Raw genomic sequence first — 15,352 nt, 5'->3', positions numbered from 1 at the left:
TTCTATTTATTTTAAAATACTGGAGTAGAGGGTTTTCTACAAAATTAAAAATACTACATTTACGGTTTTTGGCTAAAATTAATCGTTGATAAAACTGATAATGAGGTTTCAGAAAATAGTTTCAATAGATTCGTTTTTTATAAGAAAAAGATTATCAGTAATTGTAATTTATTTAATACAAATCAAAAATTAACTTATATAAATGAATTTAATTTGAACGAATGTATTGTGAAAGTGTTAACTTAATGGGTATCAATGCTAAAGCTATTGAGCTCAGTTTTATTATTAGCAATAAAAAGGAGAAGCAAATGGAACAAGATCAGTTGGTAAAGAATTGTATAGAGGCGTGTCAGCAATGTGTGGTTGCTTGTTTAAAATGTGCGCAAGCATGTTTGAGAGAGGAGAAACTTGAAATGATGCGCAAGTGCATTCAAACGGATCTGGAATGTGCAGAGATCTGTGAGTCTACCTATAAACTGTTGATTATGGACAGTAAACCTAAGTTGGAGTTAGTTAAGATTTGTTTGGATCTATGTGAAGCCTGTGCGGAAGAGTGTGAAAAACATGCTGCTCATGGAATGGAACACTGTCGTGAATGTGCCGAAGCCTGTAGGTCTTGTGCTGAAGCCTGTAGGAAATTGGTAGCATAATCTGCTGCCAATAAGTATTGATAATAAGCATTAAGAGTTAGATTTTCAAAGAATTAATAAAAAGATAATCTATATCTCCACTGCCATTGACTTGAGAAAGAGTAAATTAACCAATAAATGGATAATTAAGGGTTTTCCTGATAGATCTTTAATCATCTATTATTCACTAACACATAAATTATGAAGCTATGGTTACTAAAAACATACTGGTAGATTCGGCATTGATAGGCACTATCCACTTTTATGCTTATGTATTCAACACTGATAATGGTGTTATAGGGTTTGGCTTATTTCCAAATAATAGTCCCAGACCCATATTTTATCTTTTAAATTCCCAAGGCACGAAAATTTCCCTACATTTTGATGATGAGCTGATCCTAAAAGTTTGCCAACAGAGTAATTTCACTACCCATGAACGTCGGATGCTTTTCCGAGAATTCCTTGATTTTGCAACAAAAATGGAAAAAAAGGCCGCCCAGTTGGTCTTTAGGGATACGAAGATGAATTATTTGGCGGACTCTAGGGAGATGGTGAAATATAAACGCATGTATGTCCATTTTAGAGACGTTCAACCCAAAGAAAGCAGAACAATATTTGCAGACTAAACATTAGATTTCAGATAGGCTAGATCTTAAGATTTGGATGGCTTTTTCCATTTCTTCTAGGTTTAGATTGCCAAATCCTATACGCATTGCCTGAAGGTCCTTTTGTTGGTAAAGCAAGGTTTTCGGAATAAATAGGTTGTTCTTGGCCGCTTGCTGACTGAGCTTGAGCAGATTGATTGGCTTTTTCCATTTCAACCAAAATGCAAGGCCGCCATTGGGGATATTAAATTCCAGCAGGTCACCTAATTCTTTTTCAAGTAGAAAGGCCATGTAGTCCCTTCTTTCCTTGTAAACCTTCAATGATTTTTTGAGATGCCTGTGTATCGCACCTTCCTCGATCATCTCTCCCAAAGCTTGTTCCATTAAGATATCTCCCTGCCTGTCAATGATCCCGAGATGTTTTCTCATTTCAACCATTAGGTTTTCAGGGGCAACTATAAAGCTTGTTCGGAAGCCGGGAGCCAAGGATTTTCCAAAGGAACCAACATAGATCAGCATTCCGTTCTGGTCTGAAGTGGCAAGGGGTAGAAGTGGTTGCTTGTCGAATTGGAAGTCATAATCATGGTCATCTTCAACGATGATGAAGCCATATTGATTTGCCAGCTGCAGGATTTTCATTCTCTTATGGGCACTTAAGCTAGCAGTGGTTGGGTAGTGTTGCTGAGCTGTGAGGTAAAGCATCCTTATGGTCTGCTTTTGGCAGAGTCTTTCAAGTGCCTCCACGTCGATTCCATCATCCTCCAATGGGATTGAGATGATTTTGCTGCCAGACTTCTGAAAGATCATATTTGCAGCGAAGTAGCTCAGTTCAGCGACCAGCACGGTATCATCCTCTGTGAGCAAGATTTCCGAGATGATATAAAGGCTCATCTCAATACTCCTGCTGATAAGGAGGTTGTTCTTGTTGATTTTCAAGGCGCGGCTGCTCTGCAGGTAATCGAGCATCTGTTCCTTAAAATATTCGCTCCCTTCCTGATTGTAGTACCCCATCTTTGACCGGTTGCTCTTGCGTTTCATGTTGGAGCTATAGAATCTAGAGAGATCTTCAAATTGTGTCAATCGGATATCGGGACTGCCATCATTGAATATATAGTCGCAGTTTGTGTGTTCGAAAGGACTGTCCAAGAGAATGGATTTTTTGAAGGTATAGCCAGTTTCCTTTGGATATTGGAAGCTTGAAAGGTCTTGCTGTTCCTGTAGTGGAAGTTGTGAGGCGACGTAGGTTCCTTTATTGGGATGGATTTCTACCCAACCTTGTCCGAAGAGTTCCTCGTAAACCGCAGTAATCGTGTTTCGGTGCACTTCTAATAAATCCCCCAATGCCCTTGTCCCTAATAATTTAGTTCCCGGCTTAAGCTTACCCTGTGCGATGGCTTGGATAAATTGATTTGCCACCTGTAAGTAAATGGGGGTAGCGGAATTCCTCTCTATATGGATAAAACTTTTAAAGGGTATACTAACCGGACTAATCATATTCTTTAAACTGGCACCTTTGAACCATCCGGCAAGGTAGTACTTTTGGGCCAATTAGAAAAATATGAAAGCAATCCTGAATCAAATAGTGGCGGATGCCACGGTTCACGCCAAATGGCTGAATACCCTTTCTTTTATGGAAAATGCTGGTGCCAGAAAGATCTCGGCATGCGAAGACCCTGTTCGTACCGATCTTATCCAATTGAAGCATGCTGCCGAAGAACATAGACATGCTTATTATCTCAAGAAGCAAATTGGTAAGCTAGCTGTGTCTGGTTTTGAGTATTATAAGGAAGATTCATTGTTAGGAGGTAAATCTTCCATTCAATATTTACATCGTTTGGACCTTAAAGCCAGTCGATATCTAAAAGAACAGTTTAGCTTATCTGGTCAGGATTTACGCTATGCAGCCTATTTATTTGTGACCTATGCCATTGAGGTTAGGGCGGATGAATTGTATCCGATCTATCAAGATGTGCTCAGTGAAGCTGGTTCAAAAGTTATGGTGAAATCCATTATCCTGGAGGAAGAAGGTCATCTCGAAGAGATGATCAGCCAGTTGAAAGGTTTTGATGCAGAATGGGAGAGACATGCCCAGAAAGTCTTACAGATCGAGGCAGACTTGTTTCAGGATTGGATAGCTGAGCTGTCGAAGGAAGTTGAGAATTGTGATGTCCATAATTGATGGATTACTTCTTGAACTCCAGAATAGAAAGCTAGAAGGTCGGTACAGGCAATTGAAGAAACAAAAACAAGGTGTTGACTTCTTTTCCAATGACTACCTAGGTTTTGCAAGGAGTGAAGGGTTTAGATCTAGATTACATGATATTTTACTGCAGTACCCAGACTCCATAATGGGAGCGACAGGTTCCAGGTTAATTTCAGGAAATTCAGACTTAAACATGGAGATAGAGCAGTCTGTCGCAAGTCAGCATGGTGTTGAATCAGCCCTATTATTTCCCTCAGGCTATAGTGCAAACTTATCCTTGTTCTCGACATTGCCAAAGAAAGGGGATACGATCATCTTAGATCAAAAGGTCCATCGATCTGTTTATGATGGATGTAGGCTTTCAGCGGCGGTTCGCTGGAAGTTTCGGCATAACGACCTTGCACAACTTGAGGATTTACTGAAGAAGGCTAAAGGAAGAATCTGGGTGGGGATAGAAAGTCTTTATTCCATGGATGGGGATTTTGCGCCAATCCAAGAGATAGCAGCCCTCTGCAAGCAATATGCTGCAGCCTTGATAGTGGATGAAGCTCATGCTATTGGTACATGTGGATTGGGGCTTGTTGATCATTATAATCTGCAGGATCTGGTTTTTGCAACTGTAATCACCTACGGCAAAGCGATGGGCTTGTCAGGTGCATCTGTTTTGGGATCTAAATGCCTTATTGATTATCTGGTCAACTATTCTTCAACGTTTATCTATAGTACTGGACTCCCTGATTTCCACGCCTTAAGTATTAGGGCGTCCTATGAATTTTTAAGTGATAACATGCTGTTAATTAGCGTTCTGAAAGAAAATATTAAACAATGCGATCATGTTAAGGAGTCCGATTCTATTCCATTTAGAAGTCCTATCATACCGGTTAGATTCTCAGAGCCGAGAGATTTGGATAGGGCAACTGGTCTGTTGGAAAAACAAGGGATCTTGGGCTATGCAATCAAGTATCCTACAGTGCCAAAAGGCGAGGAGATGTTGCGCATTTCGATGCATGCCTTCAACTCAAGAGAAGAAATAGAATTATTGAAAAACTGTCTAAAGGAAGTAAATAATGAATAAGAAATACTTTGTAACAGGCATTGGAACCTCTGTAGGGAAAACCATTGTGTCCGCGGTCTTGGTAAAACTTTGGAATGCGGAATATTGGAAGCCGATCCAGTCTGGAGATCTCGAAAGCAGTGATAGCCAAATGCTCAGAACATTAGTAGGAGCTGAGCTAATAGTTCATCCAGAGCGATTTAAATTAAATACCGCTGCTTCCCCGCATTATGCCGCGGAAGTTGATGGGGTGGAGATCAAGCTCCAAGATTTCGAGCTTCCTGAAACTAGCGGAAACCTCATCGTGGAAGGTGCGGGAGGGATGTTTGTACCTATAAACGATCAGCATTTTATCCTTGACCTTGTAGCGTATCTGGACTTACCAGTGATCTTGGTCTGTTCAGACTATTTAGGAAGCATCAACCATAGTTTGCTGTCCTTTCACAGTTTAAATGAGCGGGGGATAGCAGTAGATTATATCGTGCTGAATGGGGAATTCAAGGAAGCAAGCAAAAGAATTTTGATCAAAAACAAACCAGCAGGAAGCAAGATCATCGAGATTCCCCAATTGGAATCATTGGATGCAGCGGGTCTAGAAAAAGCAATTTTAAAAATTAGAATAGAAAATTAAAGAAATGAGTGCTAATAAAACATTAAAACACGATTGGACGAAAGAAGAGCTATTAGAGATCTATAACAGGCCATTATTGGAATTGGTATATGAAGCCGCAACGGTACATAGGCAGTGGCATAATCCACAGGAAGTCCAGATTTCAACCTTGTTGTCAGTGAAGACTGGAGGCTGTCCGGAAGATTGTTCCTACTGTGGGCAGGCCGCACGGTACCATACCGACATCAAAGTGCAGGCCTTATTGCCAACAGAGACCGTTTTGGCCCATGCTAAAAAAGCAAAGGACAGCGGTTCTTCCAGGTTCTGTATGGCTGCTGCTTGGCGAGAGGTTAGGGACAATCGGGATTTTGATAGGATCATTGAAATGGTTCAAGGGGTCAATGAAATGGGCTTGGAAGTGTGCTGTACGCTAGGGATGTTAACCGAGGATCAAGCAAATAGGCTTCAGGAAGCAGGACTCTATGCCTATAACCATAACTTGGATACTTCTGAGGAGTTTTATGATGAGATTATCTCCACTAGGAAGTTCGACAATAGGATAGAAACCATCAAAAATGTCAGGAAAGCGGGGATTACCGTTTGTTCTGGAGGTATAATAGGTCTGGGGGAGAAAGCTGAAGATAGGATTTCGATGCTTCGCACTTTGGCCAATATGGAAAAACATCCAGAATCAGTACCAATCAATGCTTTGGCGAGGGTAGCCGGTACTCCTTTAGAGCATTTGCCAAAGATTGATGTGTGGGAAATGGTCAGGATGATTGCTACGGCGAGGATAGTATTGCCATCTTCTATGGTCAGGTTAAGTGCGGGGCGTATAGAGATGAATGAGGAGGAGCAGGCATGGTGCTTTATGGCTGGGGCAAACTCGATTTTCACGGGTGAAAGACAGACCCTTTTGGTGACTCCAAATCCTGGCGTGGATGAAGATATGCAGATGTTGAAGAACTTGGGATTAAAGCCAATGGAATTGAAAAAGGAGGGCTTTTGCAACAGCAATGCATAGACCGTGATATAGCGGTCAATTGGCATCCCTATTCGCAGATGAAGACCAGTACGCACCTTCCTATCGTACGTGGAAAAGATGCTTATCTTTTCGATATGGAAGGAAATCGCTATCTAGATATGGTAAGTTCGTGGTGGGTTACCCTTCATGGCCATTCAAATTCGTATATTGCCGATAAAGTCTATGAACAGCTTAATACTTTAGAGCAGGTCATCTTTGCTGGCTTTACGCACCTGCCGGCAATTACTCTTTCAGAACGGTTACTAGAATTGCTTCCTTCCAACCAGAAGAAGGTGTTTTATTCTGACAATGGTTCTACGGCAGTGGAAGTTGCCTTGAAGATGTGCATACAGTTTGCCTTCAACCAAGGCAAGCGCAAGAATAAGATTGTTGCTCTAAAGAACGGATATCATGGGGATACCTTTGGTGCCATGTCGGTAAGTGCTCGTGGACAGTGGACTGCTCCGTTTGCAGATTTGTTATTTGATGTCATATTTATTGATGCCCCGACGGCGGAAAACCTGGAAGAAAACAAAAAGATCATTGCTGAGCATGCCGATCAGATAGCCTGTTTCATTTACGAACCTTTGGTTCAAGGGGCAGGAGGGATGTTAATGCATCAGGCCGAACATTTGTCGGACTTAATGGTTTATTGTAAGTCGCATGGGATCATGTTGATTCAGGACGAAGTCTTTGTAGGCTTCGGAAGGACAGGGACTTTGTTTGCTGCAGATCAATTGAGCGAAAAACCCGATGTCATGTGTTTTTCAAAAGGATTGACCGGAGGAACGATGCCTATGGGTATTACGACTTGTACGGAGGAACTTTATCAAGCATTCTATTCGGACGAAAAGAAGATGGCTTTATTCCATGGCCATTCCTTTACTGCGAGTCCGATAGCATGTGCAGCTTCCTTGGCTAGCCTGGATTTATTTCTGCTTGATTCTACTCAGGTAAAGATAAAGGCCATAACGGAATGGCATAGTCAATTTGCTGAAGAGTTAAAGGGATATGAACAAGCAAAAAATGTCCGTCAAACAGGGACCATCCTTGCATTTGAATGGGAAACCCATACCGAGACCTCATATTTTAATAAGGTCCAGGAAAAGTTGTTCAATGAATTTATGGCGAGGGGGGTCTTATTGAGGCCAATGGGCAATGTGCTGTATATCCTGCCCCCATATTGCACGGAGAAAGAAGATTTAGATTATACCTATCAACAGATCTTGGAGCTGTTGAAAAACAATGATATTTAAGAAACTATTTGATAATAGTAGTGTGACTAAAAAGGCTTGCTGAGTTTACTCAAGCAAGCCGTTTTTATTTTTGTATGGTCCTTTCAGAAACCTTGAGATAGGCATTGCCATTTCGTTGATAGGTTTCTTCCTTTTTGGAGATTTTAAAATTGATCTCCTCTTCAGGATTGGCCTCTTCCTCAAACTCTGCCTCTCCTTCCTCCGATATTTTTAGGATAACATCATTTCCAAGCTGATGCTTTTTAGGGAAAACCAACTCCTCTGCATAATAAAAAACACCGGCATCCGAAACCGAAGTGGTTTTCGGTAGGGTCGTGAATTGTTCTCCATCCCAAGCGAAGTAATTTTCTTCGGAAGCTATTCCACAGGCCTCTCCTAGGAATTTAATTGCATAGATGGATTTCGCATAATTTAAACCAGGTTTGGTATTTAATTCACTTAAGGTATAGGATTGCTCAGAAGGATAGTAAGGAAAGCTTTTAGAGGCAAGCAATTCTTTGTTGGTGTTTAATATTTTGGCTTCTACCCAATAATAGTTTTCAAGCTCTTCATTGGATTTCCAAGCAAAGCCATACATGAAGGTTTCCCCGGACTTCTTATTCTGCACATGGTCTAGGCTCAATAGTCCTAACCAGATAAATCCAGTCTTTTTCTGATTGGCCTTCTGATATTCAATTTTATGCCAAGGCAGGTACATACCTCTTAAGGAGATGGGGTTTAATGATAATTCCTCCACAAATTTTACTTCCGTCCCTAAGGGAATTGAATCCAGCAATTCAGCTTTTGAGCTTGGCTCACTTCTGATATAGGCCATATTTACGAAAACCAAAGCTGAGCTATCCTTACTTGTATGGTAAAGGTTAAAGTCATCATAAACAAGGTAAGCAGCCGCTTCTTGTGATTTTGCCTGCTGAATGTTGAATATAAATAATGAAAAAATTATAAGAAGCGCGCTGAGCAATTTCATAGTGTGATTTTAAGACTATACAAAAATAACAAGATCCTTCTCAACAAATATAGCTGAAATCAGCTATTATTATCTATTTTAAGGAAGAGCCTTAAAATTATTTGAATACGGAGGCTTGGGTTTATTTAGTTGACTGTCAGAAACATGGGGGTATAATTGATATAAATCTAAACAATGTCTAGTAAAAAAGTATAGATTTTTCCAATAATATAATCTACTAATTAAGTAGATTTTATATATTTGCAGCAGAATTTATTAAATATGTATATCAAATCAACCCATAACAGTTTTCGAATGTGCGTAGGAGGTAGGTAAGCTAAGGAAGACTATCTCCAGTAATTTCTATTCCATTTTATTAATCCATTTCAAATTATTTACATGAACAGAACGATATATTTTTATCTCGTAGGGCTATTCTTTACCATAGGAATTGGTCAAACACAAGCCCAAAATATCATTAAAGGCAAGGTGCTGAATGAGCTGAATCAAGCGATTTCAGGAGCTACCGTTATCGATAAAACAACGCAGAAGCAAACCCAAACCAATGCTTCAGGGGAATTTACATTAGACTCTTCCAATCCGAGGACCCAGATCAAGGTTAGTTTTCTTGGCTATCAAGATCAGGATCTAGAGGTAAATGCTTCGGAGCCCATTACGGTACGTTTAGTACTTAGCAATGATGTCTTGGAGGAAGTGGTTGTGACCGCTTTGGGGATTTCAAGGGAAAAGAAAGCATTGGGCTATGCCGTGCAAGAAGTGAAATCAACAGAATTACAGACCAGACCTACCAATGCAATGGCTGCATTATCAGGAAAGGTAGCAGGTCTACAGATTGTCTCATCCGGGGGAAATATGGGTGGATCAACCCGTACGCTATTAAGGGGAATCAACTCCATTGCAGGTAGCAATCAACCGCTTTATGTGGTAGACGGAACTCCGATTGATAACTCGGATCTAAACTCCTCTTCGACCATCAACGGCTCGGCGGGTAAGGATGTTGGAAACATGATCCAAGATCTAAATCCAGATGATATTGAGAATATTTCAGTCCTTAAAGGGCCATCTGCTGCGGCGTTATATGGCTCGAGAGCATCCAATGGGGTGATTTTGATCACGACCAAACGTGCGGGAAAAGGCGAGCAAGTCAGCATTGATTTAAATACAGGTCTGGAATTCGAAAACATTGTCAGGCTCCCAAAACGCCAGCATCTATATGGTCAAGGCTATAGCCAAAACTTTCAAACGGTCAATATTGAAGGGAAAGACTATAAAATAGTGGATTACGCTGCTGATGAAAGCTGGGGACCAAAATTAGATGGAACGCCAGTTTTGCAATGGTACAATTTAAATCCAGAAGATGCTGCAGATTATTTAAACCCATCTCCTTGGTTATATCCAGAGCATGATGTCAGTTATTTCTTCAATACCGGTTTGGCAAATACCAACAATATCGCTATTGCGGGAAATTCAGGAAATACGAATTATAGATTTTCTTACACCAACAAGAATGTAAAAGGAACAGTTCCCAACTCTACCTTGGGGCGTAATACCCTAAATTTCTCAGGGGGTACCAAATTAGGTAAGTTGAGCATCAATTCCAGTATCAATTACATCCACAATACCTCTTTAGGTAAACCATGGACTGGAGCATCCAACAGAAATATTATCTTGGAGGCTTTCCAATGGGGAGCGGTGCAGGTAGATTATAAACGCTTAGAAAACTACAAGCGCCCAGATGGAACTCCATTGGCATGGAATAGAACAGGTTGGCAAAACACGCCAGCAGCAGAAGCGACCCGTTTTATCGACAACCCTTATTGGTCGGCTTATGAAAGTTATTTAGAAGAAAAGAGAGACCGTTTCTATGGTAATATTGGCGCACAATATGAAGTGACCGATTGGTTACAGATCGGGGCTAAAGTCCATGGCGATATCTACCAGTTCGGGACTCAGGATCGTATTGCGGTATACTCACGCAGTGCTTCCCAATATGAAGAGACCAGCAATAAATTAAACGAATACAACTATGAATTCTTGGCTACTGCCAAAAAGAATTGGGATAAGATTTCTTTGGTAGCCAACGTAGGAGCAAACTTAAGAGATCAGCACAGAAAAGTTGATTATGCCATCACCCAAGGTGGTTTGATTGTACCTAACTACTACAATTTAAAGAATGCATCCAGCGTAAAGATTGAAAACTTTACCTACAACCGCCGTATTGCCTCTTTGTATGGTAGTGCTTCCTTAGGTTACAATGACCTATTGTTTTTAGATGCTACAGTGCGTAATGATTGGTCATCGACCTTACCGAGCCATGCAAATTCCTTTATCTATCCATCATTTACCGGAAGTTTTGTGTTTTCACAATTGCCAGCTATCCAAAGTCTAGACTGGTTGTCTTTCGGAAAGGTCAGGTTAGGTTGGGCACAGGTAGGTAATGATACCGACCCATACCAATTGAACAAGGTTTATGATGTAGAACAATCATTTGATGGTAAACCATCCAATAAACTGCCTTCAACCTTGAACAATGCCGATCTAAAACCAGAGATCACCAGTTCGTGGGAGACAGGTCTTAACGTGCAGTTCTTCAGAAATAGATTAGGTTTTGATGTTACATACTATCACAACACCTCCAGAAACCAGATACTTCCCATTCCAGTTTCATCAGCTTTTGGCTATGAAGCGAAGGTCTTGAATGCCGGAAAAGTGGAGAATAAAGGTATTGAGGTAATATTGAATGCAACGCCAGTTCGATCTGAAAATTTTGAATGGAACTCAAGTATTAACTGGGCGAGAAACAGAAATAAAGTCCTTAAACTGGATGAACTCGTGAATACCTTAACCTTAAGTTCTTCCTTGATCAACTTGGTGGCTAGAGAGGGGCAACCATACGGACAGCTATTAGGTTATGATTTTGTCTATGCAGATGGGCAACGCGTGATCAAAGAAGATGGAACCTATCAAAGAACCTCTCAATTGGTTCCTTTAGGCTCTGTGTTACCAGATTATCTATTTGGATTCCAAAACAGTTTCCGTTATAAAAACTTCAACTTTGGATTCTTGATCGATGGTCGTGTAGGTGGAAGTTTCTATTCGCAGACCTATAATGTCGGCATGTATTCCGGAATCTTGGAGCGTACCGCTGAAAATAATGTCCGTGAAGATGGTATTGTCTTAGAGGGGGTAAAGGCTGATGTCGTATTTAATGCAGATGGAACCTATTCAACAAGCAATATCAGACCCAATGATACAAGGATTACCGCTCAACAATGGGGAAGGAATGAATCCAGTGGACCGACTACATTCTCCGTTTTTGATGGCACTTTCGTCAAGCTTAGGGAAGTCACTTTAGGCTATACCATTCCTTTAAACAACCCTAAGGTGGTAAAGGGAGTGCGATTATCAGCCTATGCGAGAAATGTTTGGAATATCTATACCAAGAGTAAATACATCGATCCAGAATTCACCAACAGTAGTGGGAATGTTCAAGGAATAGAGGGAGGAAATATTCCAACGCCACTGACCTATGGATTTAATGTTAACCTTAAATTTTAATGCTAGAAAAAATGAAAATTAAACATATCCTATATACATCTTTGCTGTCCTTGAGTTTTATCTCTTGTTCCAAAGATACCTTGCAAGAGATTAATGTCGACCCAAATAGGCCATCAAATGTACCTACACCCAGTCTTTTTCTGTCTGCTGAAAGGCAGGTGGTCAATGCCCTGAGAAGCGAGAGCATTCATTTCCGAGGAGCCCAGCTCTTTGCCCAATATTTTAGCCAGAATATCTATACCGATCAATCCAGGTATTTGGTTTCCGCAGGATATTCCGATGAATATTGGACCAATACGTACAAGGCCTTAAGCAACCTAAATGAAATCATCCTGCTGAATGAAGATGAAGCGACGAAAATACAGGCACAAGCAAATGGTGCTGGTGCGAATTCTACGCAGATAGCTATTGCTAGGATCTTGAAATCCTTTGCATTCCATTCCTTAACGGATGTTTTCGGTGATATCCCTTATGAGTCCTATGGTAACAAGGATGCTGATTTTGAAGCATTGAAGAGAAATCCAGATATCCTGACTCCTAAATATGCTTCTCAGGAGAAAATTTACAAGGATATCCTAAATGAGCTTAAGGTTGCAGCCGATACATTGGCGAAATATAAGGCTGGGGTGACCTTCGGAACTTCAGATATCGTATATCAAGGGAAGAATGAGAAATGGTTCAAGTTTGCCAATTCATTAAGGTTGAGGCTGGCGAATCGCATCCTGACCAAGGATAAGGCATTGGCGACCCAGCATATTGAAGATGCATTGAAAAAAGGCGTATTTACCTCGAATGCTGATAATGCCGGCTTTACCTTTTCCAGTGCTTCACCATATGAAGCTCCATTGTTTAGGGCTACCGTAACGGCAAATAGAAAGGATTTTGCAGTTTCTCATGTTCTTATTGACGTATTGAAAGGGGACCGAGGTCCATTTAAGATTGAAGACCCAAGGTTGAGCAAGTATGCAAAGCCAAACAGTAAAAATATTTATAAGGGTCAGCCTTATGGCTTACCATTAGCAGCTGGAAATCTTTTCCCGTTAGATAGTATTTCTTTGCCAGGAGACTTGGTCAATAGAGCAAATGCCTTTGAGGTTCTGCAGGAATATTCCGAAGTGGAATTCTTGATTTCTGAATATAAAGGTTGGGAACAGGCGAGTTATGAAAATGGTGTAAAAGCTTCCCTAGAACGCTGGGGAGCCAGTCCTGCTGAAGTAACGGCCTATTTAATGAAAGTCCCAAAAGCAAATAAGGAAAATGTCCTCTCTCAAAAATACTTGGCTTTGTACGGTCAAGGTATTGAATCCTGGACAGAGATCCGAAGAACAGGATACCCGCTGTTCCTGGTTAAAAAAGGAGAGGTGGTTTGGTCAGGAACGGTGGAAGGAAAACCAGTATCCTATTCTTTTGTGCCTGAGATAGGAGATGCCATTCCAAGTAGATTGGTGTATCCTTTGAAGGAGCAAAGTACCAACAAGACTAATTATCAATCTGCCTTAAGCAATCAAGGTGATGATGTGCAGTTCACGAAAATTTGGTGGAATAAGTAAAATGTAATCAATAATTGTAAGCGGAGATCATTTATGGGTCTCCGTTTTTTTTATGCACAGTTCTGAAAGCAGCTAGTTGAATAACTTATTGAAAAATTAATATTAAGAATTTGAAATTAAAATTCTAATATCGTAATATTGCGATGTTATTGTCCTTCTTCTCTCTCGGAGGTATGGTCAACAGCAGTATTATATGTTTATTTCTTTATTTCAATTTATGAATGCCAATTTAACAAACAGCATAAACCAATTAAACTGGTTAGGCTTTGACAATGCAGAGCGTAAAGAAACTCTAAGACCATTAATCGACTTCATCCAGCATAAATTAAATGCTCAGGAAAAAATCAACATCAACTTCATCTGTACACATAATTCACGTCGAAGCCATTTGTCTCAAATCTGGGCACAGACAGCAGCTTCCTATTTTAATATTCCCAATGTAAATTGTTATTCGGGAGGGACCGAAGAAACAAGATTGTTTCCAGCTATCATTGATACCTTGCTGGCGCAAGGCTTTGAGGTCCTGCAATTATCCGATTCGGAAAATCCCATCTATGCAATAAAGTACTCGAGAAAGGATTCTCCTATTATTGGTTTTTCTAAAAAACATGAGCATCCATTTAATCCTGACGCGGGGTTTGCCGCCATTATGACTTGTTCCCAAGCAGATGCAGGCTGTCCGTTTATTCCGGGTGCCGAAAAAAGAATTCCGTTGACGTATGAAGATCCCAAGATTTCAGATGGTACACCCGAACAAGCAGAAGTCTATGCCAGACGCAGTCTGCAGATTGCGGAGGAAATGTTCTATGTCTTTTCACAGATCAAATCCTAATAGATGAATTCAAAACTAAAATTCCTTGATCGCTACCTTACCCTTTGGATCTTTTTAGCCATGGCAATTGGAGTTGCTATTGGTAAAATGATTCCTTCATCTTCGCAATGGATCAACCATTTCCAAACGGGCTCGACGAACATTCCTTTAGCCATTGGACTTATTCTCATGATGTATCCACCATTAGCCAAGGTGAAGTATGAGCATATCGGGAAAGTATTCCGGAATATTAAAGTATTGACGACATCCTTAATCTTAAATTGGGTTATCGGGCCTATTCTCATGTTTGTCTTGGCAATATTGTTCCTCAACGGTTATCCCGAGTACATGACGGGATTGATTTTGATCGGTTTGGCTCGCTGTATTGCCATGGTGGTTGTTTGGAATGAACTCGCAGAAGGAAATCGGGAATATGCAGCCGGTTTGATTGCATTGAATAGTATCTTCCAGGTAATCTTATATAGCCTTTATGCTTACGTTTTTATTACCGTATTGCCCCCATATTTCGGTGTTGCTGGAATTTCAGTGGATATTTCAATCTTAGAAATTGCGAAGAGTGTGGGTATTTATCTGGGTATTCCATTTCTAATGGGGATTATTAGTAGATATGCATTAATTGCCTTAAAAGGAGAAGATTGGTTCCAAAATAAATTTATTCCATTCATCTCTCCAATCACTCTTATTTCGCTACTTTTTACCATCATCGTTATGTTTAGTCTCAAAGGGGAAATGATCGTGCAATTACCTCTTGATGTCCTTAGGGTAGCCATACCCTTAGTCATTTACTTTGCCATTATGTTCGTTGTTAGCTTTCTGGCAGGGAAAAGGGTGGGAGCAGATTATTCGCAAAGCACGGCTATAGCTTTTACGGCCGCCGGGAATAATTTTGAATTGGCCATTGCGGTTGCCATTGCGGTCTTCGGAATTAATAGTGGTCAAGCATTTGTCGGGGTGATTGGGCCCTTGGTAGAAGTGCCCGCATTGATAGCATTGGTAAATCTGGCCTTTTGGTTTCGAAAAAAATATTTTATGGTGAAACCAGTGTAATGAAAAAGCATCCAGTT

13 protein-coding genes are annotated in these 15,352 nt (G+C 40.6%); 11 read left to right on the top strand and 2 right to left on the bottom strand.

The features are described 5' to 3' along the window. The first annotated feature begins 221 nt into the window (after positions 1-221). Together NMK93_RS12540 and NMK93_RS12535 are read left to right on the top strand one after the other, a co-directional pair. Positions 222-650 carry a four-helix bundle copper-binding protein gene (locus NMK93_RS12540; protein WP_237219476.1) on the top strand — a complete coding sequence of 143 codons (429 nt, stop codon included), beginning with the start codon at positions 222-224 and terminating at the stop codon, positions 648-650. 188 nt (positions 651-838) lie between these two features. Further along, positions 839-1,255, top strand: a complete 417-nt coding sequence (locus NMK93_RS12535) for a hypothetical protein (RefSeq protein WP_185212595.1) — start codon at positions 839-841, stop codon at positions 1,253-1,255. A 3-nt stretch (positions 1,256-1,258) separates the two neighbouring features. Here the strand turns inward: NMK93_RS12535 and NMK93_RS12530 are convergent, their stop codons facing one another. Beyond that, positions 1,259-2,650, bottom strand: coding sequence for a PLP-dependent aminotransferase family protein (locus NMK93_RS12530; protein ID WP_254527665.1), 1,392 nt, complete (start codon positions 2,648-2,650; stop codon positions 1,259-1,261). 142 nt (positions 2,651-2,792) lie between these two features. Between NMK93_RS12530 and NMK93_RS12525 the strand changes: the two genes are divergently transcribed. The 5 genes from NMK93_RS12525 to bioA are packed head-to-tail and all read left to right on the top strand — an operon-like array spanning position 2,793 to position 7,381. Then, positions 2,793-3,413: a hypothetical protein gene (locus NMK93_RS12525; RefSeq protein WP_254527664.1), complete on the top strand. Its 621-nt coding sequence runs from the start codon at positions 2,793-2,795 to the stop codon at positions 3,411-3,413. Beyond that, positions 3,400-4,512 carry a pyridoxal phosphate-dependent aminotransferase family protein gene (locus NMK93_RS12520; RefSeq protein WP_254527663.1) on the top strand — a complete coding sequence of 371 codons (1,113 nt, stop codon included), beginning with the start codon at positions 3,400-3,402 and terminating at the stop codon, positions 4,510-4,512. The genes NMK93_RS12525 and NMK93_RS12520 overlap by 14 nt, the downstream gene beginning before the upstream one ends. Next, positions 4,505-5,122, top strand: a complete 618-nt coding sequence (gene bioD / locus NMK93_RS12515; RefSeq protein WP_254527662.1) for a dethiobiotin synthase — start codon at positions 4,505-4,507, stop codon at positions 5,120-5,122. Before NMK93_RS12520 ends, bioD begins: the two co-directional genes overlap by 8 nt. A gap of 4 nt (positions 5,123-5,126) precedes the next feature. Continuing rightward, a complete protein-coding gene (bioB, locus tag NMK93_RS12510) occupies positions 5,127-6,125 on the top strand; it encodes a biotin synthase BioB (protein WP_254527661.1) in 999 nt (332 codons plus the stop codon). Next, the gene (gene bioA, locus NMK93_RS12505) at positions 6,107-7,381 is read left to right on the top strand and encodes an adenosylmethionine--8-amino-7-oxononanoate transaminase (protein WP_254527660.1); all 1,275 of its coding nucleotides are present in this window, start codon (positions 6,107-6,109) and stop codon (positions 7,379-7,381) included. Before bioB ends, bioA begins: the two co-directional genes overlap by 19 nt. Before the next feature lie 64 nt (positions 7,382-7,445). Here bioA and NMK93_RS12500 read toward each other — a convergent pair whose 3' ends face one another. Beyond that, a complete protein-coding gene (locus tag NMK93_RS12500; protein ID WP_254527659.1) occupies positions 7,446-8,348 on the bottom strand; it encodes an SH3 domain-containing protein in 903 nt (300 codons plus the stop codon). A 378-nt stretch (positions 8,349-8,726) separates the two neighbouring features. On the opposite strand from NMK93_RS12500, the gene NMK93_RS12495 reads away from it, so the two are divergent. The 4 genes from NMK93_RS12495 (at position 8,727) to arsB (ending at position 15,335) form a co-directional block, all read left to right on the top strand. Beyond that, entirely contained in the window at positions 8,727-11,906 is a 3,180-nt protein-coding gene (locus NMK93_RS12495; protein WP_254527658.1) for a SusC/RagA family TonB-linked outer membrane protein, read from the top strand. An 11-nt stretch (positions 11,907-11,917) separates the two neighbouring features. Continuing rightward, positions 11,918-13,456: a SusD/RagB family nutrient-binding outer membrane lipoprotein gene (locus NMK93_RS12490; RefSeq protein ID WP_254527657.1), complete on the top strand. Its 1,539-nt coding sequence runs from the start codon at positions 11,918-11,920 to the stop codon at positions 13,454-13,456. A gap of 217 nt (positions 13,457-13,673) precedes the next feature. Next, entirely contained in the window at positions 13,674-14,288 is a 615-nt protein-coding gene (locus tag NMK93_RS12485; protein WP_254527656.1) for a low molecular weight phosphatase family protein, read from the top strand. Between the two features lie 3 nt (positions 14,289-14,291). After that, on the top strand, positions 14,292-15,335 hold the full coding sequence (gene arsB / locus NMK93_RS12480; protein WP_254527655.1) for an ACR3 family arsenite efflux transporter: 1,044 nt from the start codon (positions 14,292-14,294) through the stop codon (positions 15,333-15,335). Positions 15,336-15,352 lie beyond the last annotated feature (17 nt).

It is taken from the genome of Sphingobacterium sp. LZ7M1 (assembly GCF_024296865.1).
Classification (GTDB): Bacteria; Bacteroidota; Bacteroidia; order Sphingobacteriales; family Sphingobacteriaceae; genus Sphingobacterium.
This window is presented reverse-complemented; position numbering and strand designations above follow the sequence as displayed.